The organism is Mesorhizobium carmichaelinearum, assembly GCF_900199455.1.
In the GTDB taxonomy this organism is placed as follows: Bacteria; Pseudomonadota; Alphaproteobacteria; order Rhizobiales; family Rhizobiaceae; genus Mesorhizobium; species Mesorhizobium carmichaelinearum.
The window spans coordinates 34,478-48,425 of sequence record NZ_FZQR01000030.1; the positions used below are offsets into that span (position 1 = coordinate 34,478).

General features: G+C 62.0%; 12 protein-coding genes. 6 read left to right on the forward strand and 6 right to left on the reverse strand.

The window, feature by feature from the left end; genetic code table 11:
• Nucleotides 1-174: 174 nt before the first annotated feature.
• On the forward strand, nt 175-783 hold the full coding sequence (locus CKW40_RS35590; RefSeq protein ID WP_095204386.1) for a hypothetical protein: 609 nt from the start codon (nt 175-177) through the stop codon (nt 781-783).
• 164 nt (nt 784-947) lie between these two features.
• On the opposite strand, the gene CKW40_RS35595 is transcribed toward CKW40_RS35590, so the two are convergent.
• Complete coding sequence (locus tag CKW40_RS35595; protein WP_179298232.1) at nt 948-2,540, reverse strand: DEAD/DEAH box helicase; 1,593 nt, start codon at nt 2,538-2,540, stop codon at nt 948-950.
• 192 nt (nt 2,541-2,732) lie between these two features.
• Entirely contained in the window at nt 2,733-3,506 is a 774-nt protein-coding gene (locus tag CKW40_RS35600; RefSeq protein ID WP_095204414.1) for an NAD kinase, read from the reverse strand.
• A gap of 759 nt (nt 3,507-4,265) precedes the next feature.
• Between CKW40_RS35600 and CKW40_RS35610 the strand changes: the two genes are divergently transcribed.
• Nucleotides 4,266-5,237: an NAD-dependent epimerase/dehydratase family protein gene (locus CKW40_RS35610; RefSeq protein WP_095204389.1), complete on the forward strand. Its 972-nt coding sequence runs from the start codon at nt 4,266-4,268 to the stop codon at nt 5,235-5,237.
• 13 nt (nt 5,238-5,250) lie between these two features.
• Here CKW40_RS35610 and glf read toward each other — a convergent pair whose 3' ends face one another.
• On the reverse strand, nt 5,251-6,435 hold the full coding sequence (glf, locus tag CKW40_RS35615; protein WP_095204390.1) for a UDP-galactopyranose mutase: 1,185 nt from the start codon (nt 6,433-6,435) through the stop codon (nt 5,251-5,253).
• 335 nt (nt 6,436-6,770) lie between these two features.
• On the opposite strand from glf, the gene CKW40_RS35620 reads away from it, so the two are divergent.
• The 4 genes from CKW40_RS35620 to CKW40_RS35635 all read left to right on the forward strand — a co-directional run bounded on the left by CKW40_RS35620 (nt 6,771) and on the right by CKW40_RS35635 (nt 11,333).
• On the forward strand, nt 6,771-7,718 hold the full coding sequence (locus CKW40_RS35620; RefSeq protein ID WP_095204391.1) for a hypothetical protein: 948 nt from the start codon (nt 6,771-6,773) through the stop codon (nt 7,716-7,718).
• A 270-nt stretch (nt 7,719-7,988) separates the two neighbouring features.
• Entirely contained in the window at nt 7,989-9,023 is a 1,035-nt protein-coding gene (locus tag CKW40_RS35625; RefSeq protein ID WP_095204392.1) for an extracellular solute-binding protein, read from the forward strand.
• A 98-nt stretch (nt 9,024-9,121) separates the two neighbouring features.
• On the forward strand, nt 9,122-10,549 hold the full coding sequence (locus tag CKW40_RS35630; RefSeq protein ID WP_095204393.1) for an amidase: 1,428 nt from the start codon (nt 9,122-9,124) through the stop codon (nt 10,547-10,549).
• 82 nt (nt 10,550-10,631) lie between these two features.
• The gene (locus CKW40_RS35635; RefSeq protein ID WP_095204415.1) at nt 10,632-11,333 is read left to right on the forward strand and encodes a TetR/AcrR family transcriptional regulator; all 702 of its coding nucleotides are present in this window, start codon (nt 10,632-10,634) and stop codon (nt 11,331-11,333) included.
• Between the two features lie 7 nt (nt 11,334-11,340).
• Here the strand turns inward: CKW40_RS35635 and CKW40_RS35640 are convergent, their stop codons facing one another.
• Genes CKW40_RS35640 through CKW40_RS35650 form a run of 3 tightly spaced genes read right to left on the reverse strand, consistent with a single transcriptional unit; the run spans nt 11,341 to nt 13,947 of the window.
• The gene (locus CKW40_RS35640; RefSeq protein WP_095204394.1) at nt 11,341-12,102 is read right to left on the reverse strand and encodes an MBL fold metallo-hydrolase; all 762 of its coding nucleotides are present in this window, start codon (nt 12,100-12,102) and stop codon (nt 11,341-11,343) included.
• A 1-nt stretch (nt 12,103) separates the two neighbouring features.
• Entirely contained in the window at nt 12,104-13,168 is a 1,065-nt protein-coding gene (locus CKW40_RS35645; RefSeq protein ID WP_095204395.1) for an ABC transporter ATP-binding protein, read from the reverse strand.
• Nucleotides 13,165-13,947, reverse strand: coding sequence for an ABC transporter permease (locus tag CKW40_RS35650; protein WP_095204396.1), 783 nt, complete (start codon nt 13,945-13,947; stop codon nt 13,165-13,167). Before CKW40_RS35650 ends, CKW40_RS35645 begins: the two co-directional genes overlap by 4 nt.
• Nucleotide 13,948 lies beyond the last annotated feature (1 nt).

A 13,948-nucleotide genomic window follows, 5' to 3' on the forward strand; every position in this document is an offset into this window, starting at 1 on the left:
CTCCAGATTGCCGTGCATGAGTATTAGCTAGTTCTAAATAACATCTTCCCCACCGTCATGGAAAGGAATAGCGTCGTCGCTGTTCCAGAGGGGATGAGGCGGTACAACTGGCCGCGCGACAAGCATTTTCTCGCCTCGGTCTGCACGGCCAGATGAAATATCTGGGAGGAATGCATGACAAGAACAGCCAGCCTTGGACGCTGCGGCGTCCTCGCTTTGACCGGTATTGTAGGCGTATGGTTGGGACTAGCCACGGCTCGGGCCGAGGACGCCAACAAGGCCGATATCGAAGCCTTGAAGAAGTCGTTGGCCAAGTATGAAGACTACACTGTGGCCGTCCGCGACCTCTATCTGTCGACCGTCGGCTGCGTCTATTACAGCGGCGAAAAGATATCCGGCGCGATGTTCTATCCGAAAGGCGCCATGGGCATCCATTTCGTCAACGTCCCAAGTGTCGGCCAGAAGCTCGACCCGATGAAGCCCAACGTCCTGATCTACGAACCGACCAAGAAAGGCCTGAAGTTGGTCGGCGCGGAATGGCTGGTGCCGCTGACGCCGGACATCAAAGCGCCGCCGAAGCTGTTTGGCCAAACCTTCATGGGTCCGATGGAGGGACACTATCCGCTCATCCCGAGGGAGTTCGTCCACTACGACCTTCACGCCTGGCTGTTCAGGGACAATCCTAACGGCATGTTCAGTCCGACGAACCCCAACGTGAAATGCAACAAGGCCGAGTTTCCGATGCTGGAGAAACCGACCAAGATGATGCCTGGGCCGATGTAATTCCGGGCCAGGCCAACGCATGTCGTCCAGGGGTGGCTCTGGGTTTCGAGAACACGACATGCGTGAAGCGTGCCGGCTGAATCCGCTCGAACGCGACGCGCCTTGAGCGCTTGCCGAAAAGGGGCAAGCCGGTTGGCTTGCCGCTCTCTCAAAGGTTGTAGGAATCAGACCTTGGCGACGATCCGCATGAAGGCCGGCATGTCGTCGCCGAAGCCGACAGTGGTGTCGTTGTCTTCCTGGTGGCGGTGACGGGCAGGGCGGTTGCTGTCGCGCTGCGGCCTGGTGTCACCCCGTTCCGGTGCACGCTGTTCGTTGCGATCGGAGGATTTGCGCTCCGTGTTGTCCGAACGGATCGCTTCCTTGCGCGCGCGCCGTTCACCGATGTCGGCGACGGCCGTCTCGGCCACATCGGGCTGTTCCTGCTGTGCGACGACCGGAGAGGCATCTTCCTCCGAGTGTCTGGCGCGACGTTCGCCGCCCTTTTTGCGCTCGCTCCTGTCCTTGCGATCGTCGTCCTTGCGGCCGGCGCGACGCGGCGCGCCTTTGCCCCGGCGCGGCGCATCGTCCTCACCGCCTTCGCTGACCACAACCGTCGACAGGTCACCGTCATGCCACTCGATCTTGTTGCCGATCAGCCGTTCGATCGCGTCGATATATTTGGTGTCCGACTTGGTCGCGATGGTGAACGACTTGCCGGAGCGCCCGGCGCGGCCGGTGCGGCCGATGCGGTGGACATAGTCCTCGGCATGGATCGGTACGTCATAGTTGAAGACGTGGCTGACATCGGGGATGTCGAGGCCGCGGGCGGCGACGTCCGAAGCCACGAGGTAGCGCAGCTTGCCGTCACGGAAATTGGCCAGCATCTGCATGCGCGCGCGCTGGTCCATGTCACCATGCAAGGCGCCGGCATCGAAATCATACTTCAGCAGCGAGCGGAACAGTTCCGACACTTCGACCTTGCGGTTGCAGAAGATGATCGCGTTCTTCAACTCCGCGTCTTCGGCCTTGATGAGATTGCGCAACGTCTCGCGCTTGTCCCAGGGCTTCGAGCCGGATTTGACCAGCCGCTGGATGATGTTGGTGGCGGCCGACGCGGCCTTCGAAACTTCCACGCGCACAGGCGCGTGCAGGAATTTTTCCGTCAGCTTGGTGATTTCCGGCGGCATCGTCGCCGAGAAGAACAGCGTCTGCCGGGTGAACGGGATCATCTCGCAGATGCGCTCGATATCGGGAATGAAGCCCATGTCGAGCATCCGGTCGGCCTCGTCGATGACCAGGATCTCGACGCCGTTGAGCAGCAACTTCCCGCGCTCGCGGTGGTCGAGCAGACGGCCAGGCGTCGCGATCAGCACGTCGGCGCCGCGCTCCAGCTTCTTGTCCTGCTCGTCGAACGACACGCCGCCGATCAAAAGCGCGATGTTGAGCTTGTGGTTCTTGCCGTATTTGACGAAGTTTTCTTCGACCTGCGCGGCAAGCTCACGCGTCGGCTCCAGGATCAGCGTGCGCGGCATCCGGGCGCGGGCACGGCCCTTTTCCAGCCGGGTCAGCATCGGCAGCACGAAGGAGGCGGTCTTGCCGGTGCCGGTCTGGGCTATGCCCAGCACGTCCTTGCCGAGCAAGGCGTGCGGGATGGCACCGGCCTGGATCGGAGTCGGCTGCGTGTAGCCGGCATCGGTAACTGCGGAAAGCACCTTCGGCGACAGGCCGAGGTCTGAAAAGGTCAACGCTTCTTGAGCGATCGTGGTGTCTGAGGACAAGTGTTGTTGTCTTTGGCTGGTTCGGGGAAGCGCAACGGCTTTTGTCGCGGCAAGCGCCGCGCGCTTGCAAGATTGGCATTGCGATTAGGCGCAAGTCCGCGATTTGTCAACAGAAACGGGCGGGATTGGCACGATTGTGAAGTCGTAACCTTAATCGCGATGCTTAATCCGCCCGCTTGTCTTTGTGCCGGCTCAGTACCGGAACTGTTCGGCCAGGATGCGCTCATTCCAGGAGTGATTGGGATCAAACAGCAAGGTCGCCGTCGCTGTCGGCGATTCCCGCACGGTTACCGAGGTCACCGCCTTGACCTCGGTGTGGTCGGCGGCGGCATTTACCGGCCGCTTTTCCGGCTCCAGAATGTCGAAGCGCACCGTCGCCTTGTTGGAGAGCAATGCACCACGCCAGCGGCGCGGGCGAAACGGGCTGACCGGTGTCAGTGCCAGCAGCGGCGCGTCGAGCGGCAGAATCGGGCCGTGCGCGGAAAGATTGTAGGCGGTGGATCCGGCCGGCGTTGCGATCATGACACCATCGCAGCTGAGTTCCTCGAGCCGTATCTGCTCGTCGACGCTGATGCGGATTTTGGCCGTCTGATAGGATTGGCGCCAAAGCGCAACTTCGTTGATCGCCAGCGCCGAAACGGTTTCGCCTTCCGAGGTGACAGCCAGCATTTCCAGCGGGCGGATGGTTTCGGCGACCGCGGCCGCGATCCGCTCGGTAAGCCCCCCGGAACGGTACTCGTTCATCAGGAACCCGATGGTGCCACGGTTCATGCCGTAGACCTTCTTTCCCGTTCCCATCGTGTCGCGCAAGGTCTGCAGCAGGAAGCCGTCGCCGCCAAGGGCCACCACAACGGCGGCATCCGCGATCGAACACTGGCCATAACGCGCCGACAGGCTTTCCAGCGCCGCCTTGGCGTCTGCTGTGTCGGACGAGACGAAGGCGATGCTGTTGGCGGCTGTGCTCATGGCTCCCCGATCGCGACCGATTGCGGCGGGTCTGGCCGCGCGCCAGCGCCGGGGTAGCATGGTGCGGGCAGGTCTGCAAAGAGAGCCGTTGCGCCACGGGGCAAAGCCATGCCGCGACAGCATCGTCCCGACCGGCAGGTCGCGCTTCATGACAGGGACACGCGCGAATGTGATGGTTAAGGCGGGGCTTAAAGTCTCGTAAAGGCGGATCGATCATGTTAGCCGGCATGGATGGCGTGGGGGCGCCCGCAGCACCGCCTTATCCTTCGGGACGGCAAAAGGACGCTGTGGCACTTTTGATTTGTGCGCTTGATTCCCGGAACGATCTTGATGTTCGGGGGCACGCACCAACCAAACGAGGCCGACATATTGCCGGTAGCACGCCTGATTATCGTCTTTGTCATGTTGGGTGGCTTCGCGCTGGTTTTCGCCGAGATTGTGCGCCAGTCGGAAGAAATGAGCAGCAGACCGTTGCCTACGGCGTCACGCTGTGGCGATGCCACGGGAATGCCTTGCCCGCAAAGGGCACTGTAGGTCGCCAAATCCGCGCACCCATCCGCATCCTATATCCCGGTCACGGTTTCATCCCCGGGGGACTGGTCATCGGCTGGCGCAAGACAAGTTTCATCGTTGCAATTGCGGCATCGATGAAAGCACTGGTAGAAGACTTTCGGATCTGGATAGGACACCGTTCCCATCGTCCCCGGAAAACAAGCCCTGCGGCGCGTTGACCGGCCACGTTTCTGGAAGGGAGTGCGCATGCCACGCAGTGTGTTGGTTTCTGGTGGCTGTGGCTTCATTGGTTCCCATCTTGTCGATCGCCTGCTGCGGCGCGATGATCTGGAAACGCTTGTCGTCGTCGACAATCTGTGGACCGGGTTGCGCGACAACATTGCCCATGTCGCGGATCCGCGGTTCAGCCTGAAGATTGCCGATGCCGAAAGCTTTACGGCCAGCCGGCATTTCGATGAGATCATCCATCTGGCATCACCGGCGTCGCCCGTATGGTACATGCGTGAGCCGGTGCGCACGATCAGGGCCAACATAGGCGGCGCACTCAATCTTCTGTCGCTGCTCAGGCCCGGCGGCCGCTTCTGCTTCGCCTCGACCTCGGAAGTCTATGGCGATCCCCTGGTGTCGCCGCAACCGGAGAGCTACCGGGGCTCGGTGGACTGCACCGGGCCAAGGGCTTCCTATGATGAGAGCAAGCGCTGCACCGAGGCGCTGCTGTTTGAGCAGCAACGCGTCAGCGGGCTCGATGTCCGCGTCGTCAGGTTGTTCAACACCTATGGGCCGCGAACGCGCATCGATGACGGCCGCGCCGTTTCGAATTTTGTCAGCCAGGCCCTGACCACGGGAATCCTGACCGTCTATGGCGACGGCTCGCAATCGCGCAGCTGGGGCTACGTCGACGATATCGTCGATGGCTTGGAGCGTTTCTTCTGGCGTGACAGCATCTCGCACCGAGGCCCCTTGAACATCGGCAACAATCGCGAGGTCTCGGTTCTCGAGACCGCGAAATACGTCAGCTCGCTCGTTCCGGGCAGCCGCATCGAACACCATGCGCCTGTCCCGCAGGATCCGACGAACCGGTGCCCGGACTTGACCCTGGTAAGACAGGTTCTTCCCGGATGGGAGGCAAAGACCAGCTACCAGGAAGGGATCCGGCGTACCTTCGAATGGTTCCGCCGACAGATTGTGACTGACGGCAGATCGGCGGCGTCGGCCTAAGAGCCCCGACGCGTCATAGCGACCGTGAAACCGAATCGAGCCTGCCGGTGAAATAGGGCTCAAGCACGGTTTCGAAGGCCTTCAAGGCGGCGCCGATCGCCTGATGCATGTCGAGATACCGGTAGGTGCCCAGCCGTCCGCCGAGATGCAGGTTTTTCTCGGCGGCCGCCCGTTCGAGATAGCGACGGTACACTGCCTGATCCCGGCGCGTGTCGATCGGATAGTAGGGCTCGTCGGTGCGGCCGGCAAAACGCGAATACTCGCGGCCGATAAGGGTCTTGTCGCTCTTGTGCTGGCGTTCCGGATTGAAATGCCGGAATTCGACGACGCGGGTGTAAGGCACGGCTTCGTCGGCATAGTTCATGATCGCGGTGCCCTGATGATCCGGCGTGTTCATGACCTCGAGATCGATGTCGATGGTCCGCCAGCCGAGTTCGCCCTCTGAGTGGTCGAAATAGCGGTCGATCGGACCGGTGTAGACGACCGGCAGGCCTTGCGGCAGCGAGGGTTTGATATCGAAGAAGTCGACACCAAGCCGTGTTTCGATGAGCTCGTGCGCGAGCATCTTTTCGAAGATCGCCGTATAGCCATACACAGGCTGGCCCTGGAAGCGGTCATTGAAGTAGCCGTCCTCGAATGTGTAGCGGACCGGCAGGCGCGCGATGATCTGCGCTGGCAGTTCGCGCGGGTCCGTTTGCCATTGCTTGGCGGTGTAGCCCTTGATGAAAGCCTCGTAGAGCGGACGGCCGACGAGGGAGATCGCCTTCTCCTCGAGATTGGCCGGTGGACGATCTCCAAGCTCGGCTGCCTGTCCGGTGATCATGCCGCGAGCCTCGTCCGGGCTCAACCGCTTGCCGAAGAACTGGCAGATCGTGGCGAGGTTGATCGGCAGCGGATAGACCTTGTCGCGATAGGTCGAGAACGCCCGATGGCGATAGGTCGTGAAGCCGGTGAAGGCGCGCAGATAGTTCCAGACCTCCTCGTTGGACGTGTGGAACAGATGCGGCCCGTAGCGATGGATCTCGACGCCGGTGGCGGGATCTTGTTCGGTATAGGCATTGCCGCCAATGTGCTGGCGCCGGTCGATCACCAGCACGCGCCGGCCGAGTTGCGTGGCGATGCGCTCGGCGAGCGTCGCGCCATAAAAGCCGGCGCCGACGATGAGAATGTCGGCTTTGCTGAGCAGGTTCTTGTCCATTCGCGGATCCGACGCCCTTATGGTTCGAGTATGATCTGAGCCAGGTCATCGGCTTGGACCATTGCCTGCGCGGCAGATGCCAAAGTCGCCTCTTCCACTTATGCACCTGGCGAAAAGCCCTGCGGTTCAGGGCTGTTACAGCGAGCCCCTACACCAAAGCCGGATGAATGCGAAGGGCCACCAACGGGAGGGTGCCTTTTGTCTGGCATTGTCAGGCCGATGTCTTGCGCGGTGCTTTGCAACACACCGCGAATCTGGAATCGCTGAATGATCGGCGATAGGCTCGCCGCAGGCCGCAGCCTAGCCAAAACACGCGACCATTGCGGGGCGAACTCATGAAGTTGATTGTTGTGACCCCGGCAGGCCGCGAAAAGTACCTGCGCCTGCTCAGCCACCACGTTCTGAAAAGTCCCGAGGTGCACGAGTGGCATTTGTGGGACAATTGCCGCAACGAAGCCGACCGCGCCTATCTCCGGCGATTGGCAGCCAGCGATCCGCGCTGCAAGATAAAGACGCTTCCAAACGCCAACGGCACCATCGATGTCATCGGCAGGTTCTTTCGCTTCTGTGACGACGCCGACGCTCTCTATCTGCGCCTCGACGACGACGTGGTTTTTCTGGAGGAGGGCTTCCTCCCCAGATTCAAGGCGCGGGCCATGGCGGAAAAGGGGGCGGCCCTCTGGTATGCGCCGCTCATCATCAACAACGCGGTCTGCAACAGCCTGATCAAGAATCTTTCCAGGGTTCTGATCGAAGGGCCGCTTACCTGCCAGGCGATGTGCCCCTTTTCCTGGGCACATGCCAGCTTTCCCGAGGCGCTTCACCCGGTCTTCATCGAGGCTGTGCGGACGAACCGGCTGGGTGATTTCCGTGTGCCTGACCGAGACGTCAGGCTGGGGCGCTTCTCGATCAACGCGATCGGGTTTTTCGGGTCGGATGTCCTGGAGATCGGCGAACCTTTCTACCCGCCGGGGAATGATGAAGAGGAATGGCTGTCAGCGACCTTGCCGGCAAAGCTCGATCGGCCAGGCAGGGTTTTCGGCGATCTGGTCGCCGCGCATTTCAGCTTCTACCCACAGGAGCAGCGTCTGCTGCAGACCAGCATCCTTGACGACTACTATGCACTCGCCGGCCTGCCGGCTCCGCTTTACGAGAAGCCGGTTGTCCGAACGAGACTGAAGGATCGTCTGAGGCCGTGGCGAAAGCCAAGGAATCGCGGGCCGGACTATCGGATTTCGCTTCCGCCGGCGGCGGTGACTGAGGTCACGGGCCGATCGCTATAGCGTCCACGATTCCTGTTTAGGAGGCTGCGGGGCACTTGATAGAGCCTCCGAAACGCATGCTTGCGAAAAGATATTGACTATATAGTTAGTTATAATCTAGCCTCTGTCATAACCGAGTTGGCCAGCCGGCATGTGCCGGTGAATGGCCGCGAGTGGGGAATGCCTTGACAGTCGTCCAGCCCGTCATCGGGGAAGGGCGCCGCCAGGCTTGATCAGCAGGAGATGGACAGAGGCTGCGATGCAGCCGGTCCCAACAATGGGAGCACTAGCATGAACTGGAAACTGACCGCGGCTGCCGTCGGGCTGTCGCTGTTCGCCGTGACAGGCGTTGCCCGCGCCGATGGGGAACTCAACATCTACAATTGGGGCAACTACACCAGTCCGGACCTCATCAAGAAGTTCGAGGAGACCTACAAGGTCAAGGTCACCGTCACCGACTACGATTCCAACGACACTGCTCTGGCCAAGGTCCGCCAGGGCGCGTCCGGTTATGACATCGTCGTACCGTCGGCCAGTGTCGTGCCGATTTGGATCAGCGAAGGTCTGCTCCTGGAGACCGATCCCAACAAGATGGAGAATTTCAAGAATGTCGATCCGAAATGGGTCGATGTTCCCTTCGACCCGGGCCGCAAATACACCGTCCCGTGGCAGTGGGGCACGACGGGTATCTCCGTGAACAAGTCGGTCTATGCCGGCGACCCGAACACCTCAGCGCTTTTCCTCGACCCGCCGCCGGAGCTTGTCGGCAAGATCAATGTCGTCCCCGAAATGGGTGACATCATGTTCCTCGCCATCGCCTATGAGGGCGGCCAATACTGCACCAACGACATGCAGGTGCTGAAGAAGGTGCACGATAAGCTGGTCGAGGCGAAGGCGAAATGGCTCTCGCTCGACTACGCGGCTGTCGACGGCCTGGGCAGGGGCGACATTGCCGCCGGCGTCAACTGGAACGGCATATCGCTGCGCGAGCGGCTTGTGAACGACAAGATCGTCTACGGCTATCCCAAGGAAGGGTTTCCGATCTGGATGGATAATGTCGCCGTCCTCAAGGACGCCAAGAATGTCGAGAACGCCAAGCTGTTTCAGAATTTCATCATGGATCCCAAGAACGCCGCGTTGATCTCGGCTTTCGCCCGCTACGCCAACGGCATCAAGGGCTCCGAGGCTTTCCTGCCGGACGACATGAAGACCGCGCCCGAGGTGGTGGTACCGGCGGAATTCGCCGCCAAGGGCCAGTTCATGCCGGCCTGTCCGTCGGATGTGCAGGCGCTCTACACGAAAATCTGGACCGACCTCCAGAAATAGCGATGCCGTTCGAACCCAACGAACAGCATCCGGACCGCGACGCGCGGTCCGGCAACCCTTCATGCCAGATGCGATCTCGCGATCGCAGGAGATTTCCGATGTCCGATCTCGACCTTTGCTACATGCCGGCTCATGAGGCGTTGCGGCTGTTCAAGGCGAAGAAACTCTCGCCCGTCGAATTGATGCAGGCCACCATTCGCCGCGCCGAAGCCACCAGATCGGCGATCAACTGCTTCACCTTCACGCATTTCGAAGAGGCGATGAGGCTGGCCGCCAAGGCCGAGGCGAAATACGCCAGGGGCGCCAGGACCGGCGCGCTCGAAGGGCTGCCGATCGGCATCAAGGATGAGAGCTACATCAAGGGCAAGCCGACCTCGCATGGCTCGCTGCTGTCCAGGGATGCCATAGGCGGCCACACTTCGACGATGAACGAGCGCATCATGAAGGCCGGCGGCATTGTGCATGCCCGCACGGCGACGCCTGAGTTCAGCTGCGCCGGCTACACCTGGTCGAAGCGGTGGGGCGTCACCCGCAATCCCTGGAATCCGGATTTCACGCCGGGCGGTTCGTCGGGCGGTGCGGCGGCAACGCTCGCTTCCGGAACATCATCGATCGCCACCGGTTCGGACATTGCCGGATCGATCCGCATTCCCGCTTCGGCCTGCGGTCTTGTCGGCTTCAAGCCGCCTTACGGCCGCAATCCCGACGAGCCGCCCTTCAACCTCGACTTCTATTGCCACACCGGACCGCTGGCGCGAAACGTCAGGGACGCGATCCTGCTGCAGAATGTCATGGCGGGGCCGAGCCCGCTCGACATCGCCACGCTGCGTCCCAAACTGCGCCTGCCGCTCGATTACAAGCCGATCAAGGGCTGGAGAGTAGCCTTTTCCATGGATCTCGGTTCGTTCGAGGTCGACCCCGACGTGCGGAAGAACACGCTCGCCGCCTGCGATGTGTTTCGTTCGCTTGGCGCCACGGTTGAGGAAGTCGAACTTGGCTGGGATGACGGAGTGCTCAAGGCCGGAATGGCCTATCTCGAGCACCTTTTCGGCGCGTCGCTGTCGCAACTGCTTGCGGAGCACAGCAGCGACATGACCAGCTATGCCAGGCGGTTTGCCGAGGACGGGCAAAGGTCCAAAGCCACCGACTTTGTCGCGACGCTCGATGTGGCGGCCAGGATGTATCAGACGCTCGGTCCGCTGCTGGAAACCCATGATGTGCTGATCTGCCCGACAAACGCGCTGCCCGCGGTGCCGGCGGAGTTCGACCAGACCAGGGATAAGGTCGAGATCAACGGCAGGGAGGTGAACCCCTCGCTGGGCTGGGTGATGACGACGCCGTTCAACATGCTGAGCCGTTGCCCGGTTTTGTCCATCCCGTCGGGTCGTGCGGCCAGCGGCGTGCCGACAGGCATCCAGATCGTCGGCCGCACCTATAGCGATGCCGATGTCTTCCGGGCCGGGCTGGCCTATGAAACGGCTCGGGGGCAATGGTATGGAAACACCGGCACACGTCCGTCGCTCTGATCGGTTTCCGGATGAGGCGCGTGCCATGAAATAGCTTATGCGGCGGGATATGTCCGCCGCGGGTCCGAAAGTCCTGACGAAAATGGCGCAACGCAAGGCCACCGCAAAGCCGGAGAAACGCAAGGTCGCGACGACGAAGGGTGCGGCAAACGATGCCGCGCCGCCCAAGGACCGCCGGCGCGAGCGCGGCGAAGCCAGCGTCCAGCGCATCATCGACGCCACCATCGAGCTCATCGCCGAGGAAGGCCTGGCGAGCCTCACCATGCAGCGCATTGCTGAACATGTCGGCTCGTCCAACGCGCTGGTGGTCTTTCATTTCCGCAGCAAGGAAAATTTGTTCCGGGCCGTGCTGCAATATCTCAGCGATCAGTATGACGCGCTGTGGATCACCCTGGTGCGGGCGCCCGGCCTGTCGCCGGTCGAAAGGCTGCTGGGTGCCGTCGATTGTGCACAGCGTTTCGCCCGGCAGCATCCGCAATGGGTGTCAGTCTTTGTCGTGTTCTCCAGCGACCGCAAGAGCATGCAGATCTACAATGAAATCGGCCTGCCGAGCGATCTCGCCTACACCGCCGAAGCGCGCGAGCTGCTGGTCGAGATTTCGCGCGGCGGCGGCTATACCGGCGTCGACATCGACACCTTGTCGGAGAGCCTGAACTATCTGGTTCACGGCGCCTGGTATTGGGACCATCTCAACCCTTCGAGCCGTGACACCAATGTGTTGCGCAAGACCATGTTGCTCCTGCTGCATCAGGCATTTCCACGGCACTTCGAATTGATGCCGTAGCTGTTTCTCAGGGGCGCTGGCTCAAATGGCAGCCGGCCTGCCGTCTCTGCGCCAGGTACTCATCGATCAGCTGGCGGTAGCGCACCTTGCCGAAGCTCGGAAAATGGCCGCCATGCACGACCGAGACGTCGAGATCGCGCATGGCGAGCAGCGTCTCGATATAGGCCGACATATCCGAATGGTAGACGTCGTCGATCAGCGGGCCGTCATAGATGATGTCGCCGGACAGCAGGATGCCGGTCTTTCTCTCGTAGAGCGCGATGCCGCCCGGTGAATGGCCAGGCGTGTGGATCACCTCGAAGGCGCGGTCGCCAAGATCGACGATATCGCCATGGTCGAGCAGGCGGCCGGCCGGGGCAGGCAGGATCCGGTAGCGGGAGGACTCCCAGCCTTGCGGCAATCGATCGAACATATCGTCGGTCGCATAGCGATCGGCCACCGTCCATTCGTTGCGCGGATCGGCGAGGATTTTTGCTTCGGCCCGGTGCACGCAGCGGTCGGGAAATTCGTGATGGCAGCCGATATGATCGAAATGCGTGTGGCTGGCGACGCAGGTCAGCTTGCGCTCGCTGACCAAGGGCACGTGTGTGCGCAGGCTGAAATGGCCGAGGCCGGTGTCGAACAGAAGGTCGCGGTCGCGGCCGCGCACATGCCAGATGTTGCAGCGGAAGAAGGGTTTGATCCACGGCTCGTGGATCAGCGTGACGCCATCGGCCATGCGGATGGTCTCGTACCAGTCTGCTGCGCCGATGACCGGAAGGGATGCCATTTCAGTCCGTCAAAACGATGATCTGGTCGGTATCGCACGAAACGGCAACCGTGTCGCCGGGCTGGACGGTGGCTGAAGCGGGCAGCTTGGCGATGAACTGCAGCGAGGGGTCTTCGATGGAAATCGCGAGCACGCGCTTGAAACTGCCCTGGAAGACGACGTCGCTCACTCTCGCCATGCCGAGACTTGCGGTGCCCGCAGCCCCACCGAGGAGGAGATGCTCCGGCCGTACAGCCAGTGCAATAGCCGAACCCACAGGCAAGGCGCTGCGCACCAGAACCGGTCCGGCCGGCGTCGTGACAGTACTTGTCCTGTCCCTGGCCTCCGCGACCGTGCCGGCCAGGATCGTGCTTTCGCCCATGAAGGTCGCCGAAAAGCGTGTCGCCGGCCTGGCATAGACGCGCTCGGGCGGGCCTTCGTCCTCGATGCGGCCGTCATTCATCACCACGCAATGATCGGCCAATGCCATCGCTTCTTCCTGATCGTGCGTGACATGGATGAAGGCGGTGCCGACGCGCTTCTGGATCGCCTTCAATTCATCCTGCATCTGCCGGCGCAATTTGAGGTCCAGCGCGCCGAGCGGCTCGTCGAGCAGAAGCACCGCCGGCTCGATGACCAGCGCACGCGCCAGCGCCACGCGCTGCCGCTGGCCGCCGGAGAGCTGGTGCGGCTTCTTGTCGAAGGCGGAGGCGAGGCCAACCAGCGCCAGCGCCTCGCGCGCCCGGGCGGCCCGTGTTGTGCCGTCGACGCCTTGCATGCGCAGCCCAAAGCCGACATTGCCGCCAACACTCATATGCGGGAACAGCGCATAGTCCTGGAACACGGTCGTCGTCGGCCGCCTGGCCGGCGGCACCGCGGTGCAGTCCTCGCCGCGAATGAACACCTTGCCTTCACTGGGCGTGACGAAGCCGCCCAGGATGGACAGGAGCGTCGTCTTGCCGGAACCCGATGGCCCAAGCAGGATCGTGTAGCTGCCCGGCTCGATCCGCAGCGAGACGTCTTTCAGCACCGCCAGCTGCCCGAAACGGTGCGAGACAGCGCGGATGTCGACCAGGGGCGCGGTCATGCTTTTCTCCGGCGCAGCAATGTCAGTTCGAACAGCACGACCAGCACGATGGAGACGGCGAAGACCAGCGAACCGACCGCGTTGGTTTTCGGGTTGAGGCCGGAGCGCAGCAGGTTCCAGATCTCCACAGGCAGCGTGGTGTCGAAGCGGGTCAGCAGGAAGGAGATCACGAATTCGTCCCAGGAGAAGGTCATCGAAAGGAAGAAGCCGGCGAAGATGGCGGGCGCCATGACCGGCACGGTGATCAGCAATAGCACCTTCCATTCCGGCGCGCCGAGATCGCGCGCGGCGCGCTCGATGTTGATCTGATGGTCGCCCATCTGGCTGTAGATGATGGCGAAGCACAGCGGCAGGTTGATCACGACATGGCCAATGCCGGCAGCAAGCAGTGATTTCGGCACCCCGGCCCAGTTGAACAGCACCAGCAATCCCATGCCGATGATGAGATAGCTGACCGTCAGCGGCAGCGTGATCAGCCCGCGCAGCAGGCCCGAGCCCGGCAGCACGAAGCGCGCAAAGCCCCAGGCGGAGAGGAAGCCGAGCGTGACGGCGGTGGCGGAGGAGATCGACGCCACTAGCAGCGAGTTGACCAGCGCCGAAGTCAGCCGCGTGTCGCTGAGAACCGCGTCGTACCAGCGCAGCGACGGCCCGGTGAAGGGCGGGATCGGGAACGAGGTCGCCTGCAGCGAGAACAGCACCAGCACCACCACCGGCAGGAAGATGAAGCCGTAGACGGCAAGCGCATAGACCCAGGACGCGACGCGGACAATCCTGCGCATC